The sequence below is a fragment of the Pseudomonas sp. P105 genome, assembly GCF_032614175.1.
Lineage (GTDB): Bacteria > Pseudomonadota > Gammaproteobacteria > Pseudomonadales > Pseudomonadaceae > Aquipseudomonas > Aquipseudomonas rhizophila.
Window position 1 is genome coordinate 4,759,063 of record NZ_CP126693.1, and the last position, 26,794, is coordinate 4,785,856.

Consider the following 26,794-nt stretch of genomic DNA (forward strand, 5'->3'; position numbering starts at 1 on the left):
GGATCGTTAAAACGATGAAAAAAGGTCCACTCCAGCAAGGTCGCGGCCTACAGAGCTGTTCCACGTTTCGCACACAAATTACGCACAGGCTTATCCACAGGTAGCACGTTGCATTCATCCCCCAAAACGCATTATCTTGTAGCCCGTCGCGTAAAAAACCCTACATGTAGGGTTTTCGACCAAAAACCAAACACAAGTCGGACAGATAATTCAAGCGCTTTTCTTGCCTTTGTCCGACTGAAACACCGCATTCCCCCAAGACCAGACCGCCCCCTGCGGATGGCCATCGTTTCAAGGTCGAAGATGACCAGAACGGTACGGGTGTTGCAGTCCATTGCAGGCACCTCTGCAATCCGGTTTCGAGCCCAGGCTCGAAGCCCAGAACTTCGGAAGGAAGCGGTATTCAGGCCTGCTTCCTACTGTCCCGAAGTTGTTATACCCGGCGCCAGTCGGTTGTAGTGCTTCAGGACGGAACGGTGGGCACCGTGATGGTGCCCAAACAAACATAGAGAATGTGGAGACACCCATGCACACCGACACAACTCGCGAGAACCCGCAGGGCACCGCGCCGCTGGCCGCTGATTCGAACTCGGATCTGGCCGCTACCGCGCCTGGCCAGCTGCGTGTGATCAAGCGTAACGGCACTGTCGTTCCTTACACCGATGACAAGATCACCGTCGCCATCACCAAAGCGTTTCTCGCAGTTGAGGGCGGCACCGCCGCCGCTTCGTCGCGCATCCACGACACCGTGGCCCGCCTGACCGAGCAAGTCACCGCAACCTTCAAGCGTCGCATGCCGTCGGGTGGCACCATCCACATCGAAGAAATCCAGGATCAGGTCGAACTGGCCCTGATGCGTGCCGGCGAGCAGAAAGTGGCCCGCGACTATGTGATCTATCGTGATTCGCGCGCCAAGGAACGCGCCATCCGCACCCCGGCCGACGCCCCGGTACTGGCTCACCCTTCGATCCGCATCGCACGCGCCGACGGCAGCCTCGCGCCGCTGGACATGGGTCGCCTGAACACCATCGTCACCGAAGCCTGCGAAGGCCTGGAAGAAGTCGACGGCGACCTGATCCAGCGCGAAACCCTGAAAAACCTCTATGACGGCGTCGCACTCAAGGACGTCAACACCGCGCTGGTGATGACCGCGCGGACCCTGGTGGAACGCGAGCCGAACTACTCCTTCGTGACCGCCCGCCTGCTGATGGACACCCTGCGTGCCGAAGGCCTGAGCTTCCTGGAAGTCGCCGAGAGCGCGACCCACCACGAAATGGTCGACCTGTACGCCAAGGCCTTGCCGGCCTACGTCGCCAAGGGTATCGAATTCGAATTGCTGAACCCGGTACTGGCCGAGTTCGACCTGGAAAAGCTCGGCAAGGCGATCAACCACGAGCGCGACCAGCAGTTCACTTACCTGGGCTTGCAAACCCTGTACGACCGTTACTTCATCCACAAGGACGGTATCCGTTTCGAACTGCCGCAGATTTTCTTCATGCGCGTGGCCATGGGCCTGGCGATCGAAGAGAAGCAGCGTGAAGACCGCGCCATCGAGTTCTACAACCTGTTGTCGTCCTTCGACTACATGGCCTCGACCCCGACGCTGTTCAACGCCGGCACCCTGCGTCCACAACTGTCGAGCTGCTACCTGACCACCGTACCGGACGACCTGTCGGGCATCTACGGCGCCATCCACGACAACGCCATGCTGTCCAAATTTGCCGGCGGCCTGGGCAACGACTGGACCCCGGTTCGCGCATTGGGCTCGTACATCAAGGGCACCAACGGCAAATCCCAGGGCGTCGTACCGTTCCTCAAGGTAGTCAACGACACCGCAGTCGCGGTCAACCAGGGTGGCAAGCGCAAAGGCGCGGTGTGTGCCTACCTGGAAACCTGGCACATGGACATCGAAGAGTTCATCGAGCTGCGCAAGAACACCGGTGATGACCGTCGTCGTACCCACGACATGAACACCGCCAACTGGATCCCTGACCTGTTCATGAAGCGCGTCTTCGACGACGGCAAGTGGACCCTGTTCTCGCCATCCGAAGTTCCAGACCTGCATGACCTGACCGGCAAGGCTTTCGAAGAGCGCTACGAGTACTACGAAGCCCTGACCGAGTACAACAAGATCAAGCTGTTCAAAGTCGTCCAGGCCAAAGACCTGTGGCGCAAGATGCTGTCGATGCTGTTCGAAACCGGCCATCCATGGCTGACCTTCAAGGACCCGTGCAACCTGCGCAGCCCGCAGCAGCACGTGGGCGTGGTCCACAGCTCGAACCTGTGCACCGAGATCACCTTGAACACCAACAAGGACGAGATCGCCGTCTGCAACCTGGGCTCGATCAACCTGCCGAACCACATCGTCGATGGCAAGCTGGACACCGCCAAGCTGCAACGCACCGTGAACACCGCCGTGCGCATGCTCGACAACGTGATCGACATCAACTACTACTCGGTGCCGCAGGCGAAGAACTCCAACTTCAAGCACCGTCCGGTCGGCCTGGGCATCATGGGCTTCCAGGACGCCTTGTACCTGCAGCACATCCCGTACGGTTCGGACGCTGCGGTCGAGTTCGCCGACAAGTCCATGGAAGCGGTCAGCTACTACGCGATCCAGGCTTCCTGCGACCTGGCCGACGAGCGCGGCTCGTACGAGACGTTCCAGGGTTCGCTGTGGTCCAAGGGCGTGCTGCCACTGGACTCGCAACAGATCCTGATCGAGCAGCGTGGCCAGAAGTACATCGATGTTGACCTGAACGAATCCCTGGACTGGGCACCGGTTCGCGCCCGTGTACAGAAAGGCATCCGTAACTCCAACATCATGGCCATCGCACCGACCGCCACCATCGCCAACATCACTGGCGTGTCGCAGTCGATCGAACCGACCTACCAGAACCTGTATGTGAAATCGAACCTGTCGGGCGAGTTCACCGTGATCAACCCGTACCTGGTTCGCGACCTCAAGGCCCGCGGCCTGTGGGACTCGGTCATGATCAACGACCTGAAGTACTACGACGGTTCGGTGCAGCAGATCGAGCGCATCCCGCAGGAGCTCAAGGAGCTCTACGCCACCGCGTTCGAAGTGGACACCAAGTGGATCGTCGACGCGGCCAGCCGTCGCCAGAAGTGGATCGACCAGGCTCAGTCGCTGAACCTGTACATCGCTGGCGCCTCGGGCAAGAAGCTGGACGTGACCTACCGCATGGCTTGGTACCGTGGCCTGAAAACCACCTACTACCTCCGTGCCCTGGCCGCCACCAGCACCGAGAAGTCGACCATCAACACCGGCAAGCTGAACGCTGTTTCCAGCGGCGGCAACCACGGTGACGATTCGGTCCTGGCGGCTCCAGCCGGCCCGGCACCCGTGCCAAAAGCCTGTGCGATCGACGAGCCGGATTGCGAAGCTTGCCAATAAGCTGAGTGGGTGAGCGCTGCAAGGCGCTTGCTAAAAGAAAACCCCCGATAGACCGCTGGTTTATCGGGGGTTTTCTTTTGCCTTGAGAAAAGTAGCGACTGGGCGCGCCCCATCGCGAGCAGGCTCGCTCCCACATATGTTCCGGTTCGTTCGCAAGATTTGCGCTCACTGAAAATCCCTGTGGGAGCGGCTTTGGTTCAGCCAGTGACCACATTGGAATGCGTCCACCTGTGGGAGCGAGCCTGCTCGCGATGAGGCCGGGACAGCCCCCCCGAAAACACCCACCCACAAAAAAGCCCCTCTTGCGAGGGGCTTCTTGTGCAGCGTTCAAGCGACCTTCGATATCAAGCCATCTGAATGATGGTCTGCATGATGGTGCTCTGGGTGGAGATGGTCTTGGCGTTCGCTTGGTAGTTGCTTTGGGCCTTGATCAGCTCGACCAGTTCGTTGGTCAGGTTGACGTTGGACTCTTCCAGGGAGTTGGAGACGATCGAACCCAGAGTCCCGGTTTCCGGCGCGTCGTAGCCCGGGATGCCCGACGCGAAGGTTTCTTTCCAGCTGCTGCCGCCTACCGGCTGCAAACCTTGCTCGTTGGTGAAGCTGGCGAGGGCGAGCTGACCGATCGGCTTGGTCTGGTTGTTGCTGAAGTTGGCCAGCAGTACACCACTACCATCGATGGTCAGGTTGGTGATCTGGCCGGTGGCGTAGCCGTTCTGGGCAGGGATTGACCGAGCGGTGTCAGCGTTGAATTGGGTGGTGTTGGCCATGGAGACCGTAATCGTCGACGAACCGGCACCGTTGGCGGTCCACACGCCGTTGGTCACGGTACCCGGCACCCAACCGTCCAGTTCCAAATCGTTACTGATGGTCGGCGCGGTCGGCGGAACTGTGACCGGTCCTGGAGTACTGACCTGAACCAACTTACCACTCGAATCAAAGGTCATCGTCGAAGGAACGGGAGCGTTCGGCGCAACCGGCGCACTGCCATTGAGGTTACGGCCATCGATCAGGGTGTAGACATCCCACGTGTTGGCGCCAGTCTTGACCATGTACTGGTCCATCGAGTGCTGGTTGCCCTGGGTATCGTAGACAGGTGTGGTGAATTGCTTGGTGAACGTGGCGGTATCGGTTGGATCGAATACGTAGGGAGCCGCCTGGGAAATCGGCGTTGCCGTCGAATTCAGGTTAATCGTCGACGAAACCAGGCTGGTCGCTTGCGGCGGCAGGTTGGAAGTGTCGATACGCAGGTCGGTCAGAATACCGTTGAGGATGTTGCCATTGGCATCCACGCCATAACCCTGCAAACGCGCAGTGCCATCGCTGTTGGTGATGAAACCTTCCTTGTCGGTCTTGAACGTACCGGCACGGGTGTAGCTCAGAGAACCGTCGTTGCTCAGGACAAAGAAGCCCGAACCCTGGATGCCCATGTCCAGCACGTTGCCGGTGTTGTTGACGTCACCCTGGCTGAACTGCTGGGAGACGTTGGCCAGGCGCACGCCGTTACCGACGGTCTTGGTGCCGCTGCCCAGCCTGGTGGCCGAGTAGACGTCTTCGAATTCCGCACGGGACGATTTGAAACCGGTGGTCGCCACGTTGGCGATGTTGTTGCCGGTCACGTCCAGGTGCTTGTTGGCTGCATAGAGACCGCTAAGGCCGATGTTGAAAGACATGTTGCACTCCTTTTGCCGGTTTAGTCGGCTCTACATACCAATAGTTTGTACTTTGGACAGGGCGATGCTGCCCAGCCCGGCCAGGTTGAGCATCAGCTCACCGCCCGTCTGGCTGATCGTCACGCTGCTGACGGTCGCCGGCAGGTTGGTGATCAGCGACACGGGCTTATCGTCGATAGTGGTCGAAGCGGTGAAGGTGTAAGTACCCGACTCAAGGGTGGTGCCCGCATCGTTCTTGCCATCCCAGATGAAGGCCGAATTACCGGCATTCTGGCTGCCCAGCTCGATCGTACGGACGGTCTTGCCGTCCTTGTCTGCGATCTTGATCGCGAGCGAAGACACCGAGGCCGGTACCACCACCGTGCCGTTGAGGCTCTTGGAGGTGTCGACCACAGCCTTGTCACCCGGGGCGATGACCGAACGGCCCACCAGTGACGAGGCTTGCAGGGCCTGGGACGAGTTGTAGTTGCCGGCAATACCGCTCACGGTTTCGTTGAGTGTGGTGATGCCTTCCAGGCTGCTGAATTGCGCCAACTGGGCAACGAACTCGCCGTTATCCTGCGGCTCCAGCGGGTTCTGGTTTTTCAGCTGGGTGACCAGCAATTGCAGGAACGCATCCTTGCCCAGCTCCTTGGAACCGGTAGCCGCATTCGTCGCCGAGGCCAGGCCATCGGTGGTGGTGTTGGTCTTGACCGAGGAGTTGGCCAGAATCTCGTTGAGGCTCAAACCACTGGTGGTGTTGGTGACGCTCATGTGACTCGCCCCTTATCACTGACCGAGGGTCAGGACCTTCTGCATCATGGTTTTGGCGGTGTTCATCATTTCGACGTTGGTCTGGAACGAACGACTGGCGGAAATCATGTCGGCCATTTCTTCAACGACGTTCACGTTCGGGTAATAGACGTAGCCCTTGGCGTCGGCGGCCGGGTGGTTCGGCTCGTAGCGTGCGTCGAGGTTGCTCTGGTCTTCGACCACGCCGAGCACCTGCACACCCTGCCCTGCGGCGTCCTGCTCCTGGAACAGCGAGTCGCTGCCGCCGGATTGGCCGCCCTGGAACATGGTGGCGAACACCGGGTGACGGGCACGGTAGGTCTGGTCGATGCTCGACGACACGGTCTCGGCGTTGGCGATGTTACTGGCGACGGTGTTCAGACGCGTGGTCTGGGCACTCATGGCGCTGCCGGCAATGTTGAATACGCTCGCAATCGACATGACTTACTCTCCGCGCAGGGCCGATACCAGCCCTTTGAATTTGCTATTGAGCAGGGTGAAGCTGGCCTGGAAGTTCACGGAGTTTTCCGTGTAGTTGGACTGTTCCAGTTGAGCGTCCACGGTGTTCTGGTCGATCGAAGGCTGCATCGGCGTGCGGTACATCAGCGACTCATCGGCATTGCCCAGGCCTTCGGCTTCGATGTGACGGCTGTTGGTCATGTTCAGGGCGAAGTGGCCGTTCTTGGCCTTCTCGTTCTGCTCGGCGAGCACTTTGGAGAAGTCCAGGTCCCGAGCCTTGAAGTTCGGGGTGTCGGCGTTGGCGATGTTGTTGGCCAGGACTTCGGCACGCTGGGCTCGGAAGCTCAGGGCCTTTTCGTGGATGCCGAGCGCTTTATCGAAACTGATGCTCATGTTGGAAACCTTCGGGTGACCAGAATTTACGTACGATGGACATAGCAAGCGTCGTGCCACTTTCAAAAAGCCCATAAACCGGGGCTTTGCGGGCATCGGCAAAGCGGCAATGCCAGAAAAGCGGCAATCGGTTTCCGCTGGCTGCCGCTTTTCTGCCGCTTTCACCTAGGCAATGGGGATCAAATGTGGGAGCGAGCTTGCTCGCGATAGCGGTGTGTCAGTCAACATTGATGGCGTCTGCAATACCGCTATCGCGAGCAAGCTCGCTCCCACAGGAGGCTGTGGTGCATTGGAAAAAACCGGCAGGCAAAAAAAACGGGAGCCTTTGCGGACTCCCGTTTTTTTCCCAACCCAAGCAAATCACTTCGCCTGATAGATGATCCCAGGACTGCACTGCACCATCTGGTAGTGGTCCGGCAAACCGTTCAATGCCTCGGAGGCGCCGAGGAACAGGTAGCCGCCCGGTTTGAGCGTGCTGTGGATGCGCAGCAGGATGTCTTTTTTCACTTCGGCAGAGAAGTAGATCAGCACGTTGCGGCAGAACACGATGTCGAACTTGCCCAGGCTGGCGTAGCTGTCCAGCAGGTTGAACGAGCGGAATTCCACGCGGTTCTTGATCGGCGCCTTGACCACCCATTTACCCGGCCCTTTGGGGTCGAAGTAGCGTTGCAGGCGATCAGGCGACAGGCCGCGGCCGATGGCCAGGCTGTCGTATTCGCCAGTCTTGCAGTTGTTGAGCATCGTTCCGGACAAATCGGTGGCGACGATTTGCACGCCCATTTTCAGCTGGCCGATATTGGTCCGCTCGAACTCATCGATGGACATCGACAGCGAATAGGGTTCCTGTCCCGACGAACAGGCCGCCGACCAGATCCGCAAGCGTTGCCCCGGACTGGCCTTGATGGCCGCCGGCAGCACCCTGTTCTTCAACACCTCGAACGGATAGGTGTCGCGAAACCACAGGGTTTCGTTGGTGGTCATGGCATCCACCACCATCTCGCGCAACCCACTGCGCGGCTGGGTCTGGATGCGCTGGACCAGTTCGCCCAACGATTTCAGGCCCTGTTGCTCCATCAACTTATTGAGACGGCTCGACACCAGGTATTGCTTGTTTTCACCAAGCAAAATGCCACAGGCTTTTTCCAGGAAGACCCGGAACTGTTCGAAATCCAAATTACCCGTAGACAAAATACCGCCTCTTTCATCGTATTGACTTGCCGGGCGCACAACGCGCCCAACCTTTATTCTGCAGCCTTGATGCGCTCGACTACCCGGGAAGCCAGGTCATCGGGCCGGAACTTGGCCAGAAAATCATCGGCCCCCACCTTCTTGACCATCGCCTGGTTGAAAACACCGGACAACGAGGTGTGCAAGACAATATGCAGCTTTTGCATGCGCGGGTCGTTGCGGATTTCCGACGTCAGGGTGTACCCGTCCATCTCCGGCATTTCAATGTCGGAGATCATCATCAGAAACTCCTCTTCCGGTTTCTTGCCCTCTTCCACCAGCTTGCGCAGGTAATCCAGGGCCTGGCGTCCGTCGTTCAACGCTACCACTTCGACACCGACCGTTTGTAGACAACGGGTCACCTGCTTACGTGCCACCGAAGAATCATCAACCGTCAGGACCCGCAGCGAAATCGCCTTGTGCTGGGTTTCGGCGTCGACCACCCCCACGGAAATCGTTTCCGGGGTCGGCGCCACTTCGGCGAGGATTTTCTCCACGTCGATGATTTCAACCAACTGGTTATCGACCCGGGTCACCGCCGTGAGGTAGTGATCGCGACCGGTACCCTTGGGCGGCGGATGGATCTCTTCCCAGTTCATGTTGACGATGCGCTCCACCGAGCGCACCAGGAAGCCCTGGGTCTTGGTGTTGTACTCGGTGATGATCACGAACGGATTGCTCTGATCCAGAAGCCGTCCCGAACCGGTCGCCATCGCCAGATCGAGAATCGGGATGGTCGCTCCGCGGATATTGGCCACACCGCACACGACGGGGCTGGACTTGGGCATCAGGGTCAGCTTCGGGCACTGGAGCACCTCGCGAACCTTGAATACGTTGATCCCGTACATCTGTTGGCCGTCGAGACGGAACAACAACAGCTCCAGGCGATTCTGACCGACCAGCTGAGTGCGCTGGTTTACCGAATCCATTACTCCCGCCATGCCCTGACTCCTACCTAACGCTAATGTGTCCGACGCGCATTCATCACTAAACGGCACGGGGCTTGCTATTGAACCGGCATGAACGCACAAACGACATTTTTTCGACGCCTGACCACTCACTGCCGCCACTGGCTCGGTGCACTGTTGGCTGCCTGCCTGCTCGCTTTGGGCGGCCCTGCCTTTGGTGCTGTTCCGGTTACCTTGCCTGATCTCCTTATCGGCGTCACTCAGGGCTTTCTTGAATTCACCGTAGAAGACTACCTGGCAACCAGTCAAACCGAAGGTCGCTACGAAATCGAAGTCAACCAGCTCGACCCGCGCCTGCGCATGCCCATGTGTGACAAGGAATTGACTGCGTCTCTGGAGAGCCCGGCCAGACCACTGGGCCGGGTCACGGTGAAGCTGCGGTGCGACAGCGCCGCGCCCTGGACGGTGTTCGTGCCCGCTCAAGTGCGCCTGTTTCGCGAAATCGTCACCACCACCCGTCCGCTCAAGCGGACCGGGATCGTCGAGCCTCAGGACGTGACACTGCGTGAACGGGATGTCAGCCAGATCAACCAGGGTTTCCTCACCTCCGTCGATCAGGCCATCGGTCAGAAACTTGTCCGACCAATGGTCGCCGACCAGGTCATTACCCTGGTCCACCTGGAACAAGCCGAAGTGGTGCGCAAGGGCGATCAGGTGGTCATCACCGCCCGCAGCGGGACCCTGGCCGTGCGGATGCCGGGCGAGGCTTTGTCCAACGGCGGCATGCGAGAACAGATTCGGGTAAAAAACCTTAATTCCCAACGTGTTATCAAGGCGCAGGTAATGGCCCCAGGCCATGTGGAAGTGGCTATGTAGAGATCGGGTGGAAATGGGTAGAGAGCTGGCGCTTGCCCACGGTGTTCCCTAGACTGTGCCTTACGCAAAGGCAAGCGCAGACGTGCGCACGTTCATTGAATAAATGAGCCTAAAGTTTTTTTGGGGATGGCCGAAAACATGGCAAGCGTCCAAATACCCAGAGGTTTTTTACCATGGTCATCGATTTCAATCGTTTAAACAGCTCTTCACCGCTAACAGGCACTACGCGCCCTAACGCCAGCAAGGAAACCGTCGAAACCGACAAATCCGCGCCGGCCGAACAAGCCGCCACTGTCAGCAACGGGGAGTCGGTACACCTCAGCAATGAGGCTCAGCAGTTGCAGAAGGTCACTGACAAGCTGCGCGATCAACCTGTCGTCGACAACGCCCGCGTGGCCGAGTTGAAAGCAGCAATCGCCGATGGCAGCTATAAAGTCGACAGCAACCGTGTAGCCAGCAAACTGCTCAACTTCGAAGCCCAGCGCTAGGCCAACGCCTGCGCCAGGCTTTTGGACGCTTAAGACCTAAGGCCAGCCATGCACGACACTAATTTGTTGCAACTGATCACCGACGACTTTGCCCCGGCGCAACAATTGCTGGAGCTATTGCAGGCCGAGTCCCTGGCATTGCACGGTCGCGACATGCCGTCGCTGGAGAATATCCTGGCGCAGAAACAGGCATTGATCATTCTGCTCGATCAGCATGGCCGCAAGCGCAGCGAGATCCTCGCCAGCCTCAACCTGCCCGCCAATCGCGATGGCCTTGAGCAGCTGGCCAGCCAGTCGTCGGTGGGCGATCAACTGTTGTCCCAAAGTGAAGTCCTCAACGACCTGCTCGCTCAATGCCAGGCCGCCAACATTCGCAACGGACAGTCGATCCAGGTTCAGCAAGCCGCCACCGCCAACCAGTTGCGCATTCTCAACGGCGGTGAAATCCCGACGCTCTATGACGCTCGCGGTTCGACCGCCAAGATGGTCAAGCACCGCCCGCTCAGCCAGGCATGAAACGAACAGTGCCGGCGCTCTATCAACGCGCGACACATGCTGGCAAAATGCTGGCTACTCGTCGTATTTTGCCTGGAGATTGACCCACCGTGTTCAATGCCTCAAACGCGGATGATGCTCCGCAGCCGCCCAAGGTCCTCGCCACGCCCCTGGAAATTTCCGGCAACCTGCGGATGCTGCAAGATAGCCATGACCCGCTGATCATCACCTTCCACGAACGCAGCCAGCGCTTCCAGAGCTATCTGGTCGATGTCGACCGGGAGCGTAACGTCCTCGCCCTGGACGAAATGATCCCCCGGGACGGTGAACGCTTCCTGTTGGCGGGCGAGCCGTTTCGTGTCGAGGGTTTCCATGATGGCGTGCGCATCGCGTGGGAAAGCAACGGCCCTTTGACCATCGATGAGTCCAGCGACGGCCGCTGCTATCGCGGCGCCTTGCCTGATGAAGTGGTTTACCACCAACGCCGCAACGCCTTCCGCGCCGCCCTCAAGCTGGCGCAACTGGTAAGCGTCGAGCTGGGCGGTGACAAACTCAAGTCACCGGTTGACGGCAAGCTGCTGGACATTTCCGCCACAGGCTGCAAGTTGCGTTTCGAAGGTGACATTACCGCACGCCTGCAATTGGGCCAGGTCTATGAGCGCTTTATCGCGGCATTGCCCTTCGGCAACATGACCGCACCGGTCGAACTGCGTTATCTGCATTTCGAAGAAAGGATCAACACCACCTTCGCCGGCGTACGTTTCCACAACATCAGCGGCCTGGTGCAACGGCAGGTTGAGCGCTTCGTATATCAGCTGCAACGCGAAGCCCGTCGTTTCGACAAAGACGACCTCTGATTTTCGACACGTAAAAAAACGGGCAGTCCCTTGCGGTGACTGCCCGTTTTTTATGACTGGCTCAAGGCCTGGCCTGAGTGAAATCGGGGCTCGACGGCTCGTCGCTGGCCTCTTCGGCGACAACCTCCTCCATGACGGGTTCTTCGTCGTCCGGTTCTTCCGTCGGCACAGGATCGACGTGCATCTGCTCCTGCACCACTTGTTCGTCCACCCGGGGATCGAGGCACGCCACCAGAGGCGAACTCGACATGCTGTCCGGCATCGCCACGTGATGCAGCGGTGCGTCGTCGACCTGATGCAGGTTGGTTACCGCCTTCGGCCGGATTCGCCACACCAGCACCAGGGCGAAGAAGGCAAAAAAGGCATAGAGCATCTGGCTGCCGAACATCTTCATCAGCACCCCCGCTACCAGCGGCCCGATACTGGCGCCAACCCCATAGGTCACCAGCAGCATGGCCGTCAGGGATACCCTTCGATCAGCTTCAACGTGGTCGTTGGAAAACGCCACTGCCAACGGATACAGGCAGAACTGCACCAGCGAACAGAAGAACCCCGCGACGAACAGCACCTCCAACGGCACCGTGGGCAATATCGCCAAGGGCAGCGCACAGACTGTCAGCACCAGCGCAAAGCAGCGGATCAGCAGCGCCCGGTCATATCGATCGGAGAGCCAGCCCAGGGGCCACTGAACCAGCAATCCGGCAAAGATGCAGCTACCCATGAACAGACCAACCTGCTCGGTCGACAGCCCCTGCTGAGAAGCGTACAGCGGCGCCAGGCCATAGAACGAACCGACGATCAACCCCGAGCCCAGCACCGTACTCAATGACTGCGGCACTCGCTTGATGAAAAAGCGCGGCTCCATGGGCGCCGGGTGCAGCGCCGCCGGGTGAATCCGCCGGGTGAGTGTCACCGGCACCAGACACAAGGCGAAGCACAGCGCCACCAGCATCAGCAACTCAAGCCCCAAGGCCGGGTGCATGACCAGAATCAACTGACCCAGCACCAGGCCCAGGTAGGAAGCGATCATGTAACCACTGAATACCACGCCACGCTGCTTGGCATCGGCCTGCTCGTTGAGCCAGCTCTCGATCACCATGTACTGGCACATCATGCCCAGGCCGACAATTACCCGCAGCACGATCCAGGCCGGCAGCCAATCCACCAGGCCATGGCCCAGCACCGCCGCACCGACAATCCCGGCGCAGGCCGAATAAGCCCGGATGTGCCCGACGCGGGCGATCAGCCGGTGGCCGATCTTGCCCCCCAGCACCAGGCCGAAATAGTTGGCGGCCATCAGCGCACCGACCCACAGGCTGTCGACATTGTCGGCAGCCAGGCGCAAGGCCAGGTAGGTACTCAGCAGGCCCGAGCCGATCAACATCATCAGCGAGGCGAAATACAGCGCTCGAAAAGGTTTCCAGATTTGGCGCATCGGCGTTCCGAGCGGCTCCTTGAGATGAGTACGGGCTATTTAGAAGATAGCCCGAATGCGACGTTTGGTTATGCCTGGGCCGCTAGAACACGCCGCTCCCAGGGAGTAATTTCATCAAAGAAGCTGGTCAGCTCCATGGTCTTCGAAGCGATGTAGCCTTCGATGAACTCCGTACCGAACAGTTCCTTCGCCAGATGACTACGCTTCAGACGTTCCAGGGCTGCATGCAAGGTACATGGCAGCGAAAGATTGTCCGGCACTTGGAATTCGCCCTGGATCGCGGCGCTCGGCTCCAGGCGATTTTCGATGCCATAAAGCCCCGCAGCCAGACTGGCGGCAATCGCCAGATAGGGGTTGGCATCGGCACCCGGCAGGCGATTCTCGACCCGACGGGCCGCTGGCGAACTGGCGGGAATCCGCAACCCGGCCGAACGATTGTCATGGGACCAACAGGCATTGTTCGGTGACGCAAACGGGTGACACAGGCGCTGGTAGGAATTCACGTTCGGCGCGAACAGCGCAGTGAAATCCGCCATGCCGGCCTGTTGCCCACCGATGAAATGCCGGAACGCCGCCGTCGGCTCGCCCGCTTCATCGCTGAACACATTGCGGCCGCTGTCCAGCTCGACGACGCTCTGATGAATATGCATCGAACTGCCCGGCGTATGGGCCAGGGGCTTGGCCATGCAGACTACGGTCAGGCCGTGTTTGAGGGCAACTTCCTTGAGCAGGTGCTTGAACAGGAACGTCTGGTCGGCCAGCAACAGAGGATCGCCGTGAAGCAGATTGATCTCGAACTGGCTCACGCCCATTTCATGCATGAAGGTATCGCGAGGCAAGCCCAGCGCCGCCATGCATGCATAGACCTCTTTAAAGAACGGTCGCAGGCCATTATTGGAACTGATGCTGAACGCCGAGTGACCGTCTTCACGCCGTCCGTCCAGGCCCACAGGGGGCTGGAACGGCTGGGTCGGGTCCGGGTTGGGGGCGAACACGAAAAATTCCAGCTCGGTCGCCACCACGGGCGCCAGGCCGAGGGCGGCATAACGAGCAATAACCTGTTTGAGCTGACCGCGCGTGGAGAGCCGGGAGCTTTCACCAGTCAGCTCATCAGCGTCGCAAATCGCCAAGGCTCGCGGCTGTTCGCTCCAGGGCAAGCGGTGAATGTGTATCGGGTCGGCCACCAGCGCCAGGTCGCCGTCGTCGCTGCCATAAAAACGCGACGGCGGATAACCGCCCATGATGCATTGCAACAGCACACCCCGCGCCATCTGCAACCGTCGACCCTCGAGGAAGCCCTCGGCAGTCATCACCTTGCCTCGTGGCACGCCATTCAAATCCGGGGTGACACACTCAATCTCATCAATGCCCGTCAGTCGCTGCGCGAGTGAACATTGGCCATCCGTCGTCATGACGCAATCCTTGTTATGTGCGAGCCGCTAACGGCAACCCGTACAAAATAGGCTTCGGGTGTTCGGAATATCAAGCGGCCCAAGACAATAAACAACAAGCCCTGGAATACTGGGTGGGGTTGTGTCGACTGATTTATGAGTGCCGGGCAGGCTCAGGGCAGATAAATCCGGAACACGCCCCCGCCCAACGCGCCGCCATTGGCAATTTCGGTACGCCCGCACAGGCCGCCACGCTGATGCAACCCGGCAATCCGCGCGGCGAAGTACAAGCCCAGTCCGGTGCTGCCGCTGCTGTGATTGATGCCCTGCACATACTCGGCCTGACGCTCGATCATCTCGGCCGGGTAGCCTTCGCCGTCGTCATTGATGGTCAGCACCAGTTGCCCGGCCTCGTCGCTCGCACTGATCAGCAACGCCTGGCGCGCGTGGCGGATGGCATTGTTGATGCTGTTATCGAGCACCGACGCAATCAGCTCACGATCGAAAAAACCCAGGGGGCTCAGCGGGTCGACCTCGTAGGTGACCATGATCCCGCGACTGCGGAACACATCCTGATGACCGGCCAGTTGCGCCTCGATAAAGTCATCCAGCTCGTGATAGGCCGGATGCAGCGGCAACTGGTTGACCCCCAGCTTGTACAACCCCAGCAACTGCACCAGCAGGCCATTGAGGTGGGCGAACTCGAACTCCATGACGCCCTGCTCCGAGGTCTGCCGCTCGGATTCGGGCAAACGCTCAATCCACTGGGTATGAGCCTGCATGAGCAAGGTCAGGGAGTTTTTCATGTCGTGCACGGTAGACGCGATCACCGTGGAAAAATCGAGAGCCTGTTCGCTGTCATTCATCGCCAAATGCCTTGCTTCGCAGTTTCTGATAACGCGCAAAACGCGCATCGGTGTCGGGCATCATGCCCACCAGTTTCAGGCAGGCGCGGCACTCCTGCAGCAGCTCCGACTCCACACTGGTATCGGTGCCATGCAACAGTGACTGCGCCATGTTCAAAGCAATACTGATGTTCTTCGGTTGCATCTTCAGGGCTCGACGGAACAGCTCCCGCGCCTCGGGCAACGCGCCGGTCTTGTAGACGCGCACACCTTCACGGTTCAGCTCGGCGGCGGCATTGCCTTGATTGAGGATATTCGGATCATCGGTCAACTTGGCGATGCCTTGCATCACCGTCGGATCATCGCCATAGATCTCCGCGCAGTTCTTGAGCATCGACTCGCCGGCGCTGGTTTGGCCGAGCATCTGCAACTGCTTGGCTACCAGCAACGCGGCCTCGGCGCTCATGAACTGCTCCATGCCGTCGAGGCGCTGCAAGGCCTGCTCGGTGAGCTTTTCGGCGGTTTCGGCATCGTTGAGCAACAGGCTCGTGGCCTTCATCAACCGCGCACGCACCTGCAACCCAGGATCGTTGAGATTTTCCTTGGCCACGGCGCTGAGGGTGGTGTTGATTTCCAGCCGGGTGCGGGTATCCAGGCCTTTTTCGCTGCCCTTGCTGATCAGTGCATGAGCCAGGCCCAGGTTGCTTTCCGGGTCCTTGAAGCGCGACTGTGCGCCCTGCCCCACCGCTTGGCGATAGGCCTTGGACGCGGTCTCGAAATCTTCGTTGGTCATTGCCAGCTTGCCCAGCAGCGACTGCCGTCGCACCGCCAGTGGCGATAGACGAACCGCCTCTTCCAGCACGTGTTGCGCCTGCTTCGTATCGCCTTCGGCCACCAACACTTCAGCCATGCCGTCATACAACGCCGGCATCATCGGGAATACTTTCAAGGCCTTCTCATAAACATCCTTGGCCTGCCCCACCAGGCCACGCTTGAACAACAACTTCCCCAGCCCCGCATAGGCCCACGGCAAAGGACGGTCAGCCAGGATGGTGTTGTACAGCCGCTCAAGGGCTTCATTCTGATTCAGGTCCCGCAGCGCATCAGCCCGATAACGCAGACACAACGGCCCGTAGCGCGGATCCTGCTTGCACAGGGCGATACAGGCATTGAGCACTTCCATCGGCTTGCCACGATCCAAGGCTTGCAGGATCGGCTTGAGCAGGGTCTTGCGCTGCTCGAGCCGTTCCAGCCGCTGGGCCAGGCCGGAGCGGTTGAACGGTTTGGTCAGGTACGCATCCGGCTCATGCTCCAAGGCACTGAGCACCATCGCCTGGCTGCTTTCAGCCGTCACCATGAGAAACACACTTTCATGGCTGATCAGCTTCTCGACCATCAGGTCTTCCAGCACCTGCTGACCGTTCTTGCGACCGTCGCCCAGGTGATAATCCTGCAAAATAAAGTCATAGCGCTTCTGCGAGCACATGCGCAGCGCCACTTCACCGGTGTCAGCGGTGTCCACGTCCTTGACGCCCAGCTCACGCAACATGGACCGGACGGAACTGCGGAAATCCGAGAAATCATCGACGATCAAAAAACTTTTTTGGTGGTACGCCAGCATCGAGGATGTCCAGGCAAGTAAAAAGATGCACCCAATGGCAAATCAACGAAACGCCGTGTCACCGCCCGGTGTGGCGCGCATTGCTAGCCGTTTTCGCGCGCCGAAACGCGATAGAAAACAGGGCTCGTCAGGGTATCGGCAGGAAATGGCGTTCCGTTAAGAGATTGTGTGAGGTGGTTCCGGGACCCATCGGCTACCTGCCGGGCATGGAACAGGTGGACCGGGGACATGGTTAACCTCTGCCTGGCCGTGACCTTGAACAGCTTGGTTGGGCGGTTCAGCCCTTAACAAAAGGCCAGCTCTTGGGTTAGGGACTGTAGGCTCTCAGCATCAATGCCCTCCACGACAGTGAATAGCTGGTCGGGGGATGGCTTCTTGTCAGGCTGGGCGGGCTTGGGGTTCAGATAGGAATCGATGACACGCTCGGCGTTGGCGTCGGCTGCGATGTCCAGATGCAGCGGGGGAACGGGAGGGTCTGGTATGAGTTTGTCCATGGAATACCCCTAACGTAAGTGGGAGCCGCCACGTCCGCTGCTAAACGAGTGGGTGGCAGCCGTGCGCAGGTTAGCAGACCGGTACGTTAGGAAACCGGCGCACCCGAGGATGCCCTGCGCATAGCTGCCATAAGAATTCGGGCAACAAAAATGCCCGCATTGAAGGCAGTTGCCATGCGCCTAACGTGATTCCGAGCTGCTAAACCCGACCGCTAATTGGCAGCGGTGGACAAAGACTAGGCACCGGAATCAGCAGGCGCAAGGGACTGGAATTTTCTAGGAAATGTCCTACAAGTCAATGGGGAATATTCTTTCCGTCGGTTCCTACGGCGAGCTGGTTTAGTCGTTCCAGGCCGAAAAAATTGCGTATAGTCCCGCCCGCCGCCTTGCCGCAATCCGCTTTGGTAAACCGCCGTTTCTAGAAGGAGCTTGAATTTGTACAAGGGATTTACAGGAGTCGTTTTTCTGTTACTGGGCGGCTGCTCGCTGCATCCATATTCCAAGGATGAGCTGTTGAACACCGGCACAACCAGCCCCGAGTATTGCCTGACGCAAGAGCGGGCGGTGGTGGAAGAACGCGTGCAAGGCTACCTGAACCACTGCTTCCACCCCCAAGTAACCGAGCTCAACACCGGCGCAAGACTCGTCAACACCATTCAATTGAAAGTCGACCGGAACGCCGAAAGAAGTGACATGGTGCTGTGGGCGCCAACAATTTACGGAAGCCAGTTCTATATGAACCTGATCGTCTCGGAAAAGAACCCCGCCTGCAAAACCACCATGACCGCCGTGGCTTCAGGCTGGGGATTCGCGCGAAACTTTCCGAAGATCCTGGAAAGCGCAAACGGGGAAGACCCGTGGTGCCCGCTATAACCTCCACCAATTGATTAATCAACTGGCTCTCGTGGCAAGGGAGCTTGCTCCCGCAGGGCTGCGCAAGCAGTCCTCGCGCCGCTATAGGTATGTCACGCCCCCCTTCGCTTATCAAACAAGCTGCCCCCTCTACTGCCATCAACGCCTCGCTTAAATCAGCTACGTTGCCGCGGCATAAAATCTTCGATGCTCTTGTTTCTCAGTTGCAGCAGAGACATAACGAATTCTGGCTCGACCCCCATCAGAAACTCCATAGCGTCGTAGATTTTCCATTGATGTATTTCGGGGCGATCTATTATCGAGCTGAGGTGCTGTTTAACAAACGGGATGTACTCCGGATACCGCTCACGCTTTAAGAAGGCGAAAGCGTCAGATATTTCAAAGGGTTCCGTTCCTGCCAACTCGATGATAGTAGACAGTGGTAAAAAAACTTGAGCCCTAGCGACTTCCCTTTGTCCCCTGTCGACCATATTTGCGAAGTACATGGTTACAGCCATGAGGATCTGGCGATAAGTATCATCGTATCCATGCAACCTGTGGGGGTAGGTATTTTTGATAAGTTCCGGCTTTTCCATGCTTTCGCTTAATGCAACCAACCCCTCGAAAATCCCCCAGCTAGTCAACAATTTTGCAGCTTCGAAGCGCACAACATCATCATCTGAATTGCGAAGCAAATCCAACACTGCAGTCATTCTTTCCTGCGGTATATCTTCGGCATCCAGCTCACCTGCCTCGGCGGCATAATCAGCATGATCCGGTATGCCGTGGAGTAGGTCGTAGGTTTTCCGATCCACAATGAACCCTATTTCTGAATGAATTTAATATAGCCGGCCGGTACACAACCCTTGATCAAGCACTCACCATCACGCATCACGTTCACCAGGTCTGACTCCGCCCTGCTCAATGAAGTCTCATTTTTTGGGCTGGGGTTGCTTGTGTATTTATTCCGCGCGGCATTTACCCTAGCCTGAAGCTCAGCAACGACCTCACGATTGCTCAAAAACTTTGTGTCTGGTAATACACCAGAATCTATATCCTGCTGCAATCGCTTGACGTCGATTTCTATTTTTTGAGAGCCGTAATCTTTAGGATTGGATGACACTCTCGGGTCGGTCACAGAAATGTACGGAGAATTTTCAGAACCGCCTCCGCGCACATGTGTCTGAATGCTGCCTGTCCCCTCAAGATTAGGGGGTACCAAATCGCCATTCTCTTTAATGTAGGCCTTTGGCTTTCCATTTCCCCCCACAGATAAAGAAAAATCATTGTCGCTGCGCACTACTACAGGGTCGGCTGGAACTTTAGGCACACTGGAACTGCCAGAGTCTTTAGCACCTTGACTCGCACTACCCCGTCCAGATGCCCCAATCCTCGGCACCCCAAGACTCGCCGCATTCATAGCGCCGACCACAATGTTGCCGATGCCATTCCACGTATCACCATCGTAGACCTGGCCCGCACCGTGTCCTGCTTGGAGTGCACCATTCGCCGCAGCTGCGACCCGAATCGTAGTGCCGAGATTTCCGGTCAGGAAATACAGAGCAGGTGACCCCACGTCACTCATCGCCTGCATTTCACGATTGATGCGCAGGTAACCCTCAGCATCGCGGTACAGCATTTCGCTAGCGCTCTGGTCCCTGGACCAAAAGATGTTGGCCACCGACACGCCGTCCCGAGCTCTCAGGTCGTCGGCGTAGGCAATTCGCTCCTGGGTAGTACCGCCCGCATACGGGTAGTCTCGGTATGGATCCGGTCCGTTTTTAAGCAGATTATTGATGCTCGTGCGAGCAGCCTCCACCCCGTATTCCTGGCTTTGCTCGTAGCCGTAGACCTGAAGATAAGCGCCCAGCTCTGTTTTCTCTGCCGGAGAAAGCGACGCGGGATCGGTGTGAAAACGCTCCAACAACGCATCGCTACGCTGGTCCGAGCCTTGGAGCACCATCATCTTTTTGGCGGCGTCCAGGCTCTTGGTTTCTTCATACTCCTTGAGAGCTCTGTCTCGCTCCGCTTGGGAGTGGTCTCCGAGGAAGTTGTAACGCGTGCCGTTTTCCGCCACTTGCGCGGCAACGTCCAGATCTCCATTGGATGCCGCAGCGCCTAGTACGCCGACAACTTTTGAAAGTGCGACCAGATTCTCTTGGGCCCGAGTGTATTCAGGTGTACCGGGCTCCAGATGCGAGGGCAGGAGCGTATCCCCCAGCAAACCGATAAGAACCTCGTTTGCCCCGCCCGCTATTGCTCCTGTACGGAAGTCTCCTCCCATGACTTCCGCCATCAATCCGCCCAAGGCCGAATGAAGCAGAATCGCTTCCAAGCTGCCTTCGGCCAGACCGAAGTCGCCGATTTTTCCGGCGCCATACGCTCCACCAATGCTGGCCGCCGTTCCAGCCAACGAAGTTGCTAAGTTGTCTTGGTAACTGCCTCCGTACACCGCTGTTTTAATCGCAGCATCCGCAGCCACTTTCATAGCGACTGTCTTTACGCTCTCGGCATTGAAGCCAACCGTGCTGGCGTCATAGCCAAGCCCTTGGGCAACCCCTGCCGTAGCTATCGAGACGGCATACCCTTTCAGGCTCTCCTTGGAAGTAACGTCCTTGGCAATCGCGCCGAGGTTTCCTCGGTTGTCGATGGTACTGACCGTCGCCTTGGTCGCGACGCTGATTGCTCCGGCCTGAACCATGGTATTCATGCCAGCCATCATCGGCCCCATAACGGCCGCGAGGGCAATGGCGATGATCAGTTGTGAAGCCGGCCCCAAGCCCGACGTGTTGTATTTGAAGGACTCATGGATCTCCTTTACTTGCCGCCAGTCCACGTCACCGCGCTGCTCGGCTTCCTTGATCCAGGCCAGTTGCGGATCGGCTTTTATCATCGCATCAATGGTCTGGCTGACCGTTTTCTGATCGACATGCTTGATGTCGATCTTCAGACCTTCGACTGCCTTGATGGTGATATTGCCCGCCGCCGCCATCTGCGTCTGGCGCAGGGTTTCGTCAGTATTACCCTTGCCCTTAGCGGAGTTCCAGAACGCATTGTTATTGGTCTTCGTATGGCTTTCGTCGTGCAGATCCTTCACGCCTTCGAAGACGATGGCGCCGCCACTTTCCAGTATCAGGTCCTTCCCGCTTTGCAGCTTGGCGACTTGGTAGCGCTGGTCATCGCCACTCTTGAGCGTCAGGTCGCCTCCCGTCTGGATCTGGCTGCCGATATGGGTGATTTGTGTCACCTCATCGCGCCGCATCTTCAAGCTGCCCCAACCGCCTTTTTTCTTCATGTCATACAGCGAGTAATCACGATTCTGCTCAGCCAACAGACTCAGCTGCTTCCCCGCCACCAAATAGGCCGCGTTACCCGCCGCAATCTTGCTCGCGACCATCAACAGATCATTGTGCGCAGCAACCCTTACATCCCCCCCAGCATCGAGGGTGGTCGCCTGCTGCGAGACATGGTCCTCTTCCTTGTTGATCTTCTTGCCGCTGCGCTTGTAGCGGTATTCGCTGGACTCCTCGTTCGCCGCCGAGATCAGGGCGACATCGTTGCCGCTCAGGTTGATATCGCCTTTGGCTTGGAGATGGCTGGCGACAACAGTGAGGTTGTTGCCGGCGGTGACGTTCAGGTTGCCACCCGCCTTGACCTCACTGGCGTGCTGAACGGTCTGGCTTTGCTCCCAGAAGTGGCGTTTGTCCTGGCGCATCGAGCCGCTTTCTTCGCGAGCCGCGGAGATGACAACGTCGTTGCCCGCGCTCAAGTCCGCGTTGTTGCCCGCGGTAATCGCGCCGCCCACGTTGAGCAAATCGCCCGCTGCACGCATGGTGAGATTGTTACCGGCCTCGATACGCGCAGCATTGTCGACAACGGAGGTTTTCGAACTGAAGCCCTTGCCGCTGTTTTCGATGGTGCTAATGGTCCGGTCGTTGCGGATGTCGCCGGTCAAGGTCGACAGCTCGACGTCCTTGCCCTTGAGGATGCCGCCTTGCATGTTGACCAGGTCTTTGCCCGCGACCAACTTGAGCCGCTCACCAGCCTCGGCCAGGCGCGTGTTGACCAGATTGTTCCCGGCCGCCGCCGAGAGGTTCTCGCTGGCACGCAGCGTCCCGGCGTTCTTCAGGTCGGTGCCTGCAATCAGGGTGAGGTTCTTGCCTTGGATCAACGCGCCATCGGCCATCAGCCGGTTGTTGGCCTGGGCCAGGTAGCACCGGCACCAGCACATGTTGACCATTGACGACCTGATCTTCCATCCAGACGATGTCGTGGGTCAGCGCGGCGACTTGTTGCGACGTCAGGGTCACACCAACGGCCAGGTTCAGTTGCTCCTTGCTGGCGATGGCATTGTTCATCAGGTACTTGAACATACCGTCGTCGGAGGTCTGGCCATCGAGAAAGCGTTGGCCGGTGCGGGCGATCACGGCTTGCTGGATCAGGCGTTGCTCGTACAAGCCATCGCCCAGGCGCTTCCAACTGGTGTCGGGGTCATAACCCAGGTTGCCCAACAGGTAGTCCGAGCTCATGAACTGCTTGAGGTCGGTCAGCGCGGGGTTGGTTTCAATCAGGTATTTCGGGCCGATGATGACCCGGCTGGCGGCCGAACCCTGGACAGTGGCCTGGCTTTGGTCATGACTGTTTTGCGCTGCGGCCGCGCTGTCGACGACACGGAACAAGCCATTTTCGCCCGTCGGCAAGGTGAACCCGGGCATGGTGGTGGGGTTGACTTGTTGTTGGGCCAGGTCAGGCGGCAGCTGCGGGTTGAGCACCACGACCGCTGGCTGTGCGGCGTCGGCAACATCGGTGGCCGCTGACTTGGTCGCGCCAGCCAGCGGCGCCTGGAACTGCACGATGCTGCTGTTCTCCAGCCGCTGCGTAGCCTGGATGCTGATGTCGCCGCCCGATTGAACAACCGCGGGCGCCAGCGATTCCCCTGGCGTCACTGTGGTGATGTCGCCTACCTGACGGAAGGAGTTGAGCGCATCTACCGGCACCTGTTTCGGATTAGCCTGGGCGTTGTAGGGGACAATGTATCTGTCGCGGAAACGCTCGTCGGTTCCATCCGTGACCCTGCCGGTGTTCCAGGTCCGCGTCCTGACGCTGGTCCCGGCGGCGGCGCCAGCGTTGGCGAAGTTGTCTGCGGTGATCAGCAGGTTGCCAGCCGAGGCCATCACGCTGTATTGGTTGGTCACCGCAGAGCCATCAACGGTCAGTTTCGCCCCACTCATCAGGGTGGCACTGGCCGAGTCTTCAAGCACTGCGCTTTGGTAGGTCTCCCGGGCTATATAGTCGACGTTGTGGTGGTCACCACCGCAGTCATAACATTTGACACTGATGGAGCCCGACACCAGCTCATCGGTGGTGGAGAAAACGTCCTTGCGATTGATCAAGGTGTCGCTGCGCAGCGACATGTCCTTGGCCGATTCAAGGGTGCCGGAGATGTTCTCCAGCAACGTGCTGCGAGCGACGCCATCTCGTGCCGCGACATTCAACGCCCCCAGGCTGTAGACGTCCGCACGATAGTTGGTGAAGCGGTTGAAACGCAGGGCCATGTCCGCGCCACTGAAGATCAGACCGCGATCGTTGAGCGCCTCGTTGGCAACCAGTTCGACGGTGTCGGCGCCGCCCAGCGTGCCTGTATTGACCAGGCTCGTGGCGGCCAGGGAGAACTTGCCGCCGCCGGTGATCCGTCCGGCATTGTTCAATGCACCGAGACTGGTGACGGTGGTGGTGCCACCGCCAGCCAGGCGCGCGCCGCTGGAGAGATCGATACTGGCGGCGCTCAGATCGAATTGATCGACACTGCTGAGGCGGCTGTTTTCGGTACCGACATAAGCGCCGGTCAGCTTCAGATCCAAATCAACGTCGCTGCTGATGGTGCCCGCGTTATTCCAGGTGCCGCCCGTGGCCAGCAGGCTTTGCACGGCGATCAACTTGCCGGTGCTGATCTGATTGAGCTGGCCCACCTTCAGGTTCAGGACATTGGCCTGGATATCCGAGCTGTTGTCCCAACGTGCCGCGTCGACGGTCAGGGTGCCTGAGGTCATCAGGCTGCCGCCGATGTTGCTGAACCTGGCCAGGTCCACACCTAACGTGCCGGTGCCCACATGACGAACATTGCCGTCAGCATTCTTGAAGCCTGCCATCTGCAAGGACAGGTCCTGGGTAGCCGCTTCAATGACGCCGCCCTGGTTGTCCAGCAGTTGATCAACCGTTAGCGTCGCGGTCCCCAGCTTGCCCACCGAGCGCAACTTGCCGCCCTGATTATCAATCGATACGGCCGTGATCAGCAGGCCGTTGGAACCTTCGACCAGACCGCGCTGGTTGTTCAGCGCCCCGGTCAAACCAAAATCAACGGTGTTTGCCGCGGCGCGTCCGTCGCTGTTGTCCAGATCCTGGGCACGCACCGTCAGGGCCTGTTTGGCGAGCACTGCACCGTTGCGGTTCTCGAACGTAGCGGTAGTGAGCTCGGCGCTCCCGGACAAGGCCGAGATTTGCCCACCATTGTTGAGCACCGCTTGTTTCGCATCGAGATTGACGGACTGCGCCTGGATCAACCCGGCCTCGCCAGCGGAGGTGAGCGACTCGCCGTTATCCAACACCTTGTTCAACTCAGCTTTCAGCCAACCGCCAACACTGGCAAGAACACCGCCACGGTTATCGAGACTGTTCGCCTCGACATCCACGTTCCCGGCCTGGGTAATGGCGCTGCCATCCCGGTTGACGAAATCCCCGGTGATATCGACCTTCAGGTCACTCTGGCTGAGCAGGCTACCTTTGGTGTTATCGAGACCACCGCCGTTGATCGTCAGCCCCTGTTCGGTGCTGATGATCGCCTCATTGTTATTGAACAGTTGCTGGTGAGCGGTCAGGCTCATGGCCTTGACCGAGGCGATATAGCCATCGTCGCTGTTGTTGATGCGGTCTGCGGTCAGGGTCAGTTTCCCCTGGCTGACCACCTTGCCGTCCTGCTGGTTGAAGCTTTTCAGCGTGGCAACGAGATCACCCTGGCTGGTGATTTGTCCTGCGCTATTTTCAGCGCTACCACCCCCAAGGGTCAGTGCGGCGTCGGACGCAATTTTGCCGCCGCTGTTATCCAGCGTTTGCGCTTCGAGCTTCAGGAAGTTGTTGCTGCTGATAACGCCTGCGCTGTTCTTTAGCGTCCCGGCGATCAGAGTCTGCTCGCCGTCGCTGGCGATGATCCCTTTATCGCGGTTATCCAAGGCTCCAGTGGCCACTGCTTGAATGTTGCCTTGGCTGACCAGCGTGCCGGCGCGGTTGTCGATGTCCTTGCTGTCGAGCGTCAGGCTCTTGCCGGCGGAAAAAGTGCCGCCGCGATTGTCGAGGGTCTGCGTCGTCGTGGCTTTCAAGTCGCGACTGGCGATCACGCTCTGCCCGCGATTGTCGATGTTCGCCGCGGTCAGCACGACATCGCCAATCTGGTTGCGGGTGTTATCGACGTTGACGCCTGCTTCGATGATGCCAAGGTTGTTGAGCTGGCCGTCGGTGGTCAGCGTGACCTTCTCGCGCGCCGCGATAGCGCGCTGGTTGCTGAGAGAGCCCTTGGTTGTCACCTGAACATGGCTGCCGGCATACATCGTCCCTTGGGCGTCCAGGCTTTGAGCCTTGATCTCGACGGCGCCTGCCGCCGTGGTTTGCGCCAAGCTCAAATGACCATTGGCATCAAGCTGGATATCACCGCCACTGGCGACCATCTTGCCGTCGAGCTTGACCCCGACCCCGGCCTCGGTGCCCACCAGTTTGATGGTGCCAGCGTACATGCCACCCAAGGCCGAGGAGTCGATGGCCAGTTGCGGTTTGGCGCTGCCGTCGTCGGCACGGACGGTGGCATTGAGGGTATCGGCGTTGACGTCGTTACGACCGGCAATAATTGTCAGATTCTTTGCCTGGATCTCGGCATTGATCTTCGCGCTGCGGGTGATGATTTCGAAACGGTCGACGTTGTTGGCGTTGAGGCCTGCGCCTTCGATCGCAACGCTGCCCTGGTCGACCTGATAGCGACTCAACTGACCGTTTTCGATAATCGGTTTGCCGGTGGTCAGGGTCGCCTTCGGGGTATTGATAAACCCGCAACCATTACAGGTGATGCCATAAGGGTTGGCGACAATGACATGGGCCGACTGCCCCGCCACTTCGGTGTAGCCACGCAGCTGGCTCGGGTTGCCGCCGTTGACTTCGTTGAGGATGACTTTGGCGGCCGTGCCCTTGAGGTTCGGGTTGCCGAGGATGATCCCGCCCAGTTGCGTGGACTGGGCGGCGTTGGTGGCGTTGTTGAGGATCACGCCGTTGCTGCCGACGTTGTAGTCCTTGAACTGGTTGTGAGACAGGCCACTGCCGTTGGGCTTGGCGATGTTGACCACCGGCACGCCATTGCCGGCCTGGCCGAGGCTGGTGCCCGGGGCGCTGACCACGATGCCGCCCGCCTGGGCCCACATCGGCTGCCAGAACATGACGTTGGCCAACAGGAACGCCAGGCCGCGCTTGGGCATGCCCCAGAAGTGCTCGCGGGTTTGCACGGCAGCAGAAGGCTGGCGGGCCAGGAAGGCGTATTGACGGTCGTCCATGATCAA

General features: G+C 58.9%; 20 protein-coding genes. 6 read left to right on the forward strand and 14 right to left on the reverse strand.

Features of this window, described 5'->3' with window-relative positions; genetic code table 11:
* Window positions 1-526 precede the first annotated feature (526 nt).
* Complete coding sequence (locus QOM08_RS21395) at window positions 527-3,418, forward strand: ribonucleoside-diphosphate reductase subunit alpha (protein WP_139049360.1); 2,892 nt, start codon at window positions 527-529, stop codon at window positions 3,416-3,418.
* A gap of 344 nt (window positions 3,419-3,762) precedes the next feature.
* Here the strand turns inward: QOM08_RS21395 and flgE are convergent, their stop codons facing one another.
* From flgE to QOM08_RS21425, 6 genes are all read right to left on the reverse strand, one after another.
* Entirely contained in the window at window positions 3,763-5,088 is a 1,326-nt protein-coding gene (gene flgE, locus QOM08_RS21400) for a flagellar hook protein FlgE (protein WP_139049359.1), read from the reverse strand.
* 30 nt (window positions 5,089-5,118) lie between these two features.
* Complete coding sequence (gene flgD, locus QOM08_RS21405) at window positions 5,119-5,841, reverse strand: flagellar hook assembly protein FlgD (RefSeq protein ID WP_316912099.1); 723 nt, start codon at window positions 5,839-5,841, stop codon at window positions 5,119-5,121.
* A 15-nt stretch (window positions 5,842-5,856) separates the two neighbouring features.
* Window positions 5,857-6,300 carry a flagellar basal body rod protein FlgC gene (gene flgC / locus QOM08_RS21410; protein WP_014339780.1) on the reverse strand — a complete coding sequence of 148 codons (444 nt, stop codon included), beginning with the start codon at window positions 6,298-6,300 and terminating at the stop codon, window positions 5,857-5,859.
* A 3-nt stretch (window positions 6,301-6,303) separates the two neighbouring features.
* Window positions 6,304-6,711 carry a flagellar basal body rod protein FlgB gene (gene flgB / locus QOM08_RS21415; protein WP_047228758.1) on the reverse strand — a complete coding sequence of 136 codons (408 nt, stop codon included), beginning with the start codon at window positions 6,709-6,711 and terminating at the stop codon, window positions 6,304-6,306.
* 360 nt (window positions 6,712-7,071) lie between these two features.
* Window positions 7,072-7,899: a protein-glutamate O-methyltransferase CheR gene (gene cheR / locus QOM08_RS21420; protein WP_139049357.1), complete on the reverse strand. Its 828-nt coding sequence runs from the start codon at window positions 7,897-7,899 to the stop codon at window positions 7,072-7,074.
* Between the two features lie 53 nt (window positions 7,900-7,952).
* On the reverse strand, window positions 7,953-8,879 hold the full coding sequence (locus tag QOM08_RS21425; RefSeq protein ID WP_047228760.1) for a chemotaxis protein CheV: 927 nt from the start codon (window positions 8,877-8,879) through the stop codon (window positions 7,953-7,955).
* 78 nt (window positions 8,880-8,957) lie between these two features.
* Here QOM08_RS21425 and flgA point away from each other — a divergent pair, with 78 nt between their 5' ends.
* The 4 genes from flgA to QOM08_RS21445 all read left to right on the forward strand — a co-directional run bounded on the left by flgA (window position 8,958) and on the right by QOM08_RS21445 (window position 11,562).
* Window positions 8,958-9,722: a flagellar basal body P-ring formation chaperone FlgA gene (gene flgA, locus QOM08_RS21430; RefSeq protein WP_188252301.1), complete on the forward strand. Its 765-nt coding sequence runs from the start codon at window positions 8,958-8,960 to the stop codon at window positions 9,720-9,722.
* A 173-nt stretch (window positions 9,723-9,895) separates the two neighbouring features.
* Window positions 9,896-10,210 (forward strand): flagellar biosynthesis anti-sigma factor FlgM, encoded by a 315-nt coding sequence (gene flgM / locus QOM08_RS21435; RefSeq protein ID WP_047228762.1) that lies wholly within the window; start codon window positions 9,896-9,898, stop codon window positions 10,208-10,210.
* A gap of 48 nt (window positions 10,211-10,258) precedes the next feature.
* A complete protein-coding gene (locus QOM08_RS21440) occupies window positions 10,259-10,726 on the forward strand; it encodes a flagella synthesis protein FlgN (RefSeq protein ID WP_047228763.1) in 468 nt (155 codons plus the stop codon).
* Window positions 10,727-10,815: 89 nt separating this feature from the next.
* Window positions 10,816-11,562 (forward strand): flagellar brake protein, encoded by a 747-nt coding sequence (locus QOM08_RS21445; protein ID WP_316912100.1) that lies wholly within the window; start codon window positions 10,816-10,818, stop codon window positions 11,560-11,562.
* 61 nt (window positions 11,563-11,623) lie between these two features.
* On the opposite strand, the gene QOM08_RS21450 is transcribed toward QOM08_RS21445, so the two are convergent.
* From QOM08_RS21450 to QOM08_RS21470, 5 genes are all read right to left on the reverse strand, one after another.
* Window positions 11,624-12,997, reverse strand: a complete 1,374-nt coding sequence (locus QOM08_RS21450; RefSeq protein ID WP_316912101.1) for an MFS transporter — start codon at window positions 12,995-12,997, stop codon at window positions 11,624-11,626.
* Window positions 12,998-13,065: 68 nt separating this feature from the next.
* Window positions 13,066-14,307: a glutamine synthetase family protein gene (locus QOM08_RS21455; protein ID WP_188252305.1), complete on the reverse strand. Its 1,242-nt coding sequence runs from the start codon at window positions 14,305-14,307 to the stop codon at window positions 13,066-13,068.
* A gap of 254 nt (window positions 14,308-14,561) precedes the next feature.
* Window positions 14,562-15,254, reverse strand: coding sequence for a HAMP domain-containing sensor histidine kinase (locus QOM08_RS21460; protein WP_316912102.1), 693 nt, complete (start codon window positions 15,252-15,254; stop codon window positions 14,562-14,564).
* Entirely contained in the window at window positions 15,247-16,854 is a 1,608-nt protein-coding gene (locus QOM08_RS21465; protein ID WP_139049353.1) for a tetratricopeptide repeat-containing response regulator, read from the reverse strand. The genes QOM08_RS21460 and QOM08_RS21465 overlap by 8 nt, the downstream gene beginning before the upstream one ends.
* A gap of 284 nt (window positions 16,855-17,138) precedes the next feature.
* Window positions 17,139-17,348, reverse strand: coding sequence for a hypothetical protein (locus tag QOM08_RS21470; RefSeq protein ID WP_223194580.1), 210 nt, complete (start codon window positions 17,346-17,348; stop codon window positions 17,139-17,141).
* A gap of 435 nt (window positions 17,349-17,783) precedes the next feature.
* Here QOM08_RS21470 and QOM08_RS21475 point away from each other — a divergent pair, with 435 nt between their 5' ends.
* On the forward strand, window positions 17,784-18,221 hold the full coding sequence (locus tag QOM08_RS21475) for a hypothetical protein (RefSeq protein WP_047228769.1): 438 nt from the start codon (window positions 17,784-17,786) through the stop codon (window positions 18,219-18,221).
* 155 nt (window positions 18,222-18,376) lie between these two features.
* On the opposite strand, the gene QOM08_RS21480 is transcribed toward QOM08_RS21475, so the two are convergent.
* From QOM08_RS21480 to QOM08_RS21490, 3 genes are read right to left on the reverse strand one after another with little or no spacing between them, the layout of a single operon-like run.
* Window positions 18,377-19,015: a hypothetical protein gene (locus tag QOM08_RS21480; RefSeq protein ID WP_047228770.1), complete on the reverse strand. Its 639-nt coding sequence runs from the start codon at window positions 19,013-19,015 to the stop codon at window positions 18,377-18,379.
* Between the two features lie 8 nt (window positions 19,016-19,023).
* On the reverse strand, window positions 19,024-22,200 hold the full coding sequence (locus QOM08_RS21485; protein ID WP_316913245.1) for a DUF637 domain-containing protein: 3,177 nt from the start codon (window positions 22,198-22,200) through the stop codon (window positions 19,024-19,026).
* A 37-nt stretch (window positions 22,201-22,237) separates the two neighbouring features.
* Window positions 22,238-26,788 carry a filamentous hemagglutinin N-terminal domain-containing protein gene (locus tag QOM08_RS21490; RefSeq protein ID WP_316912103.1) on the reverse strand — a complete coding sequence of 1,517 codons (4,551 nt, stop codon included), beginning with the start codon at window positions 26,786-26,788 and terminating at the stop codon, window positions 22,238-22,240.
* Window positions 26,789-26,794 lie beyond the last annotated feature (6 nt).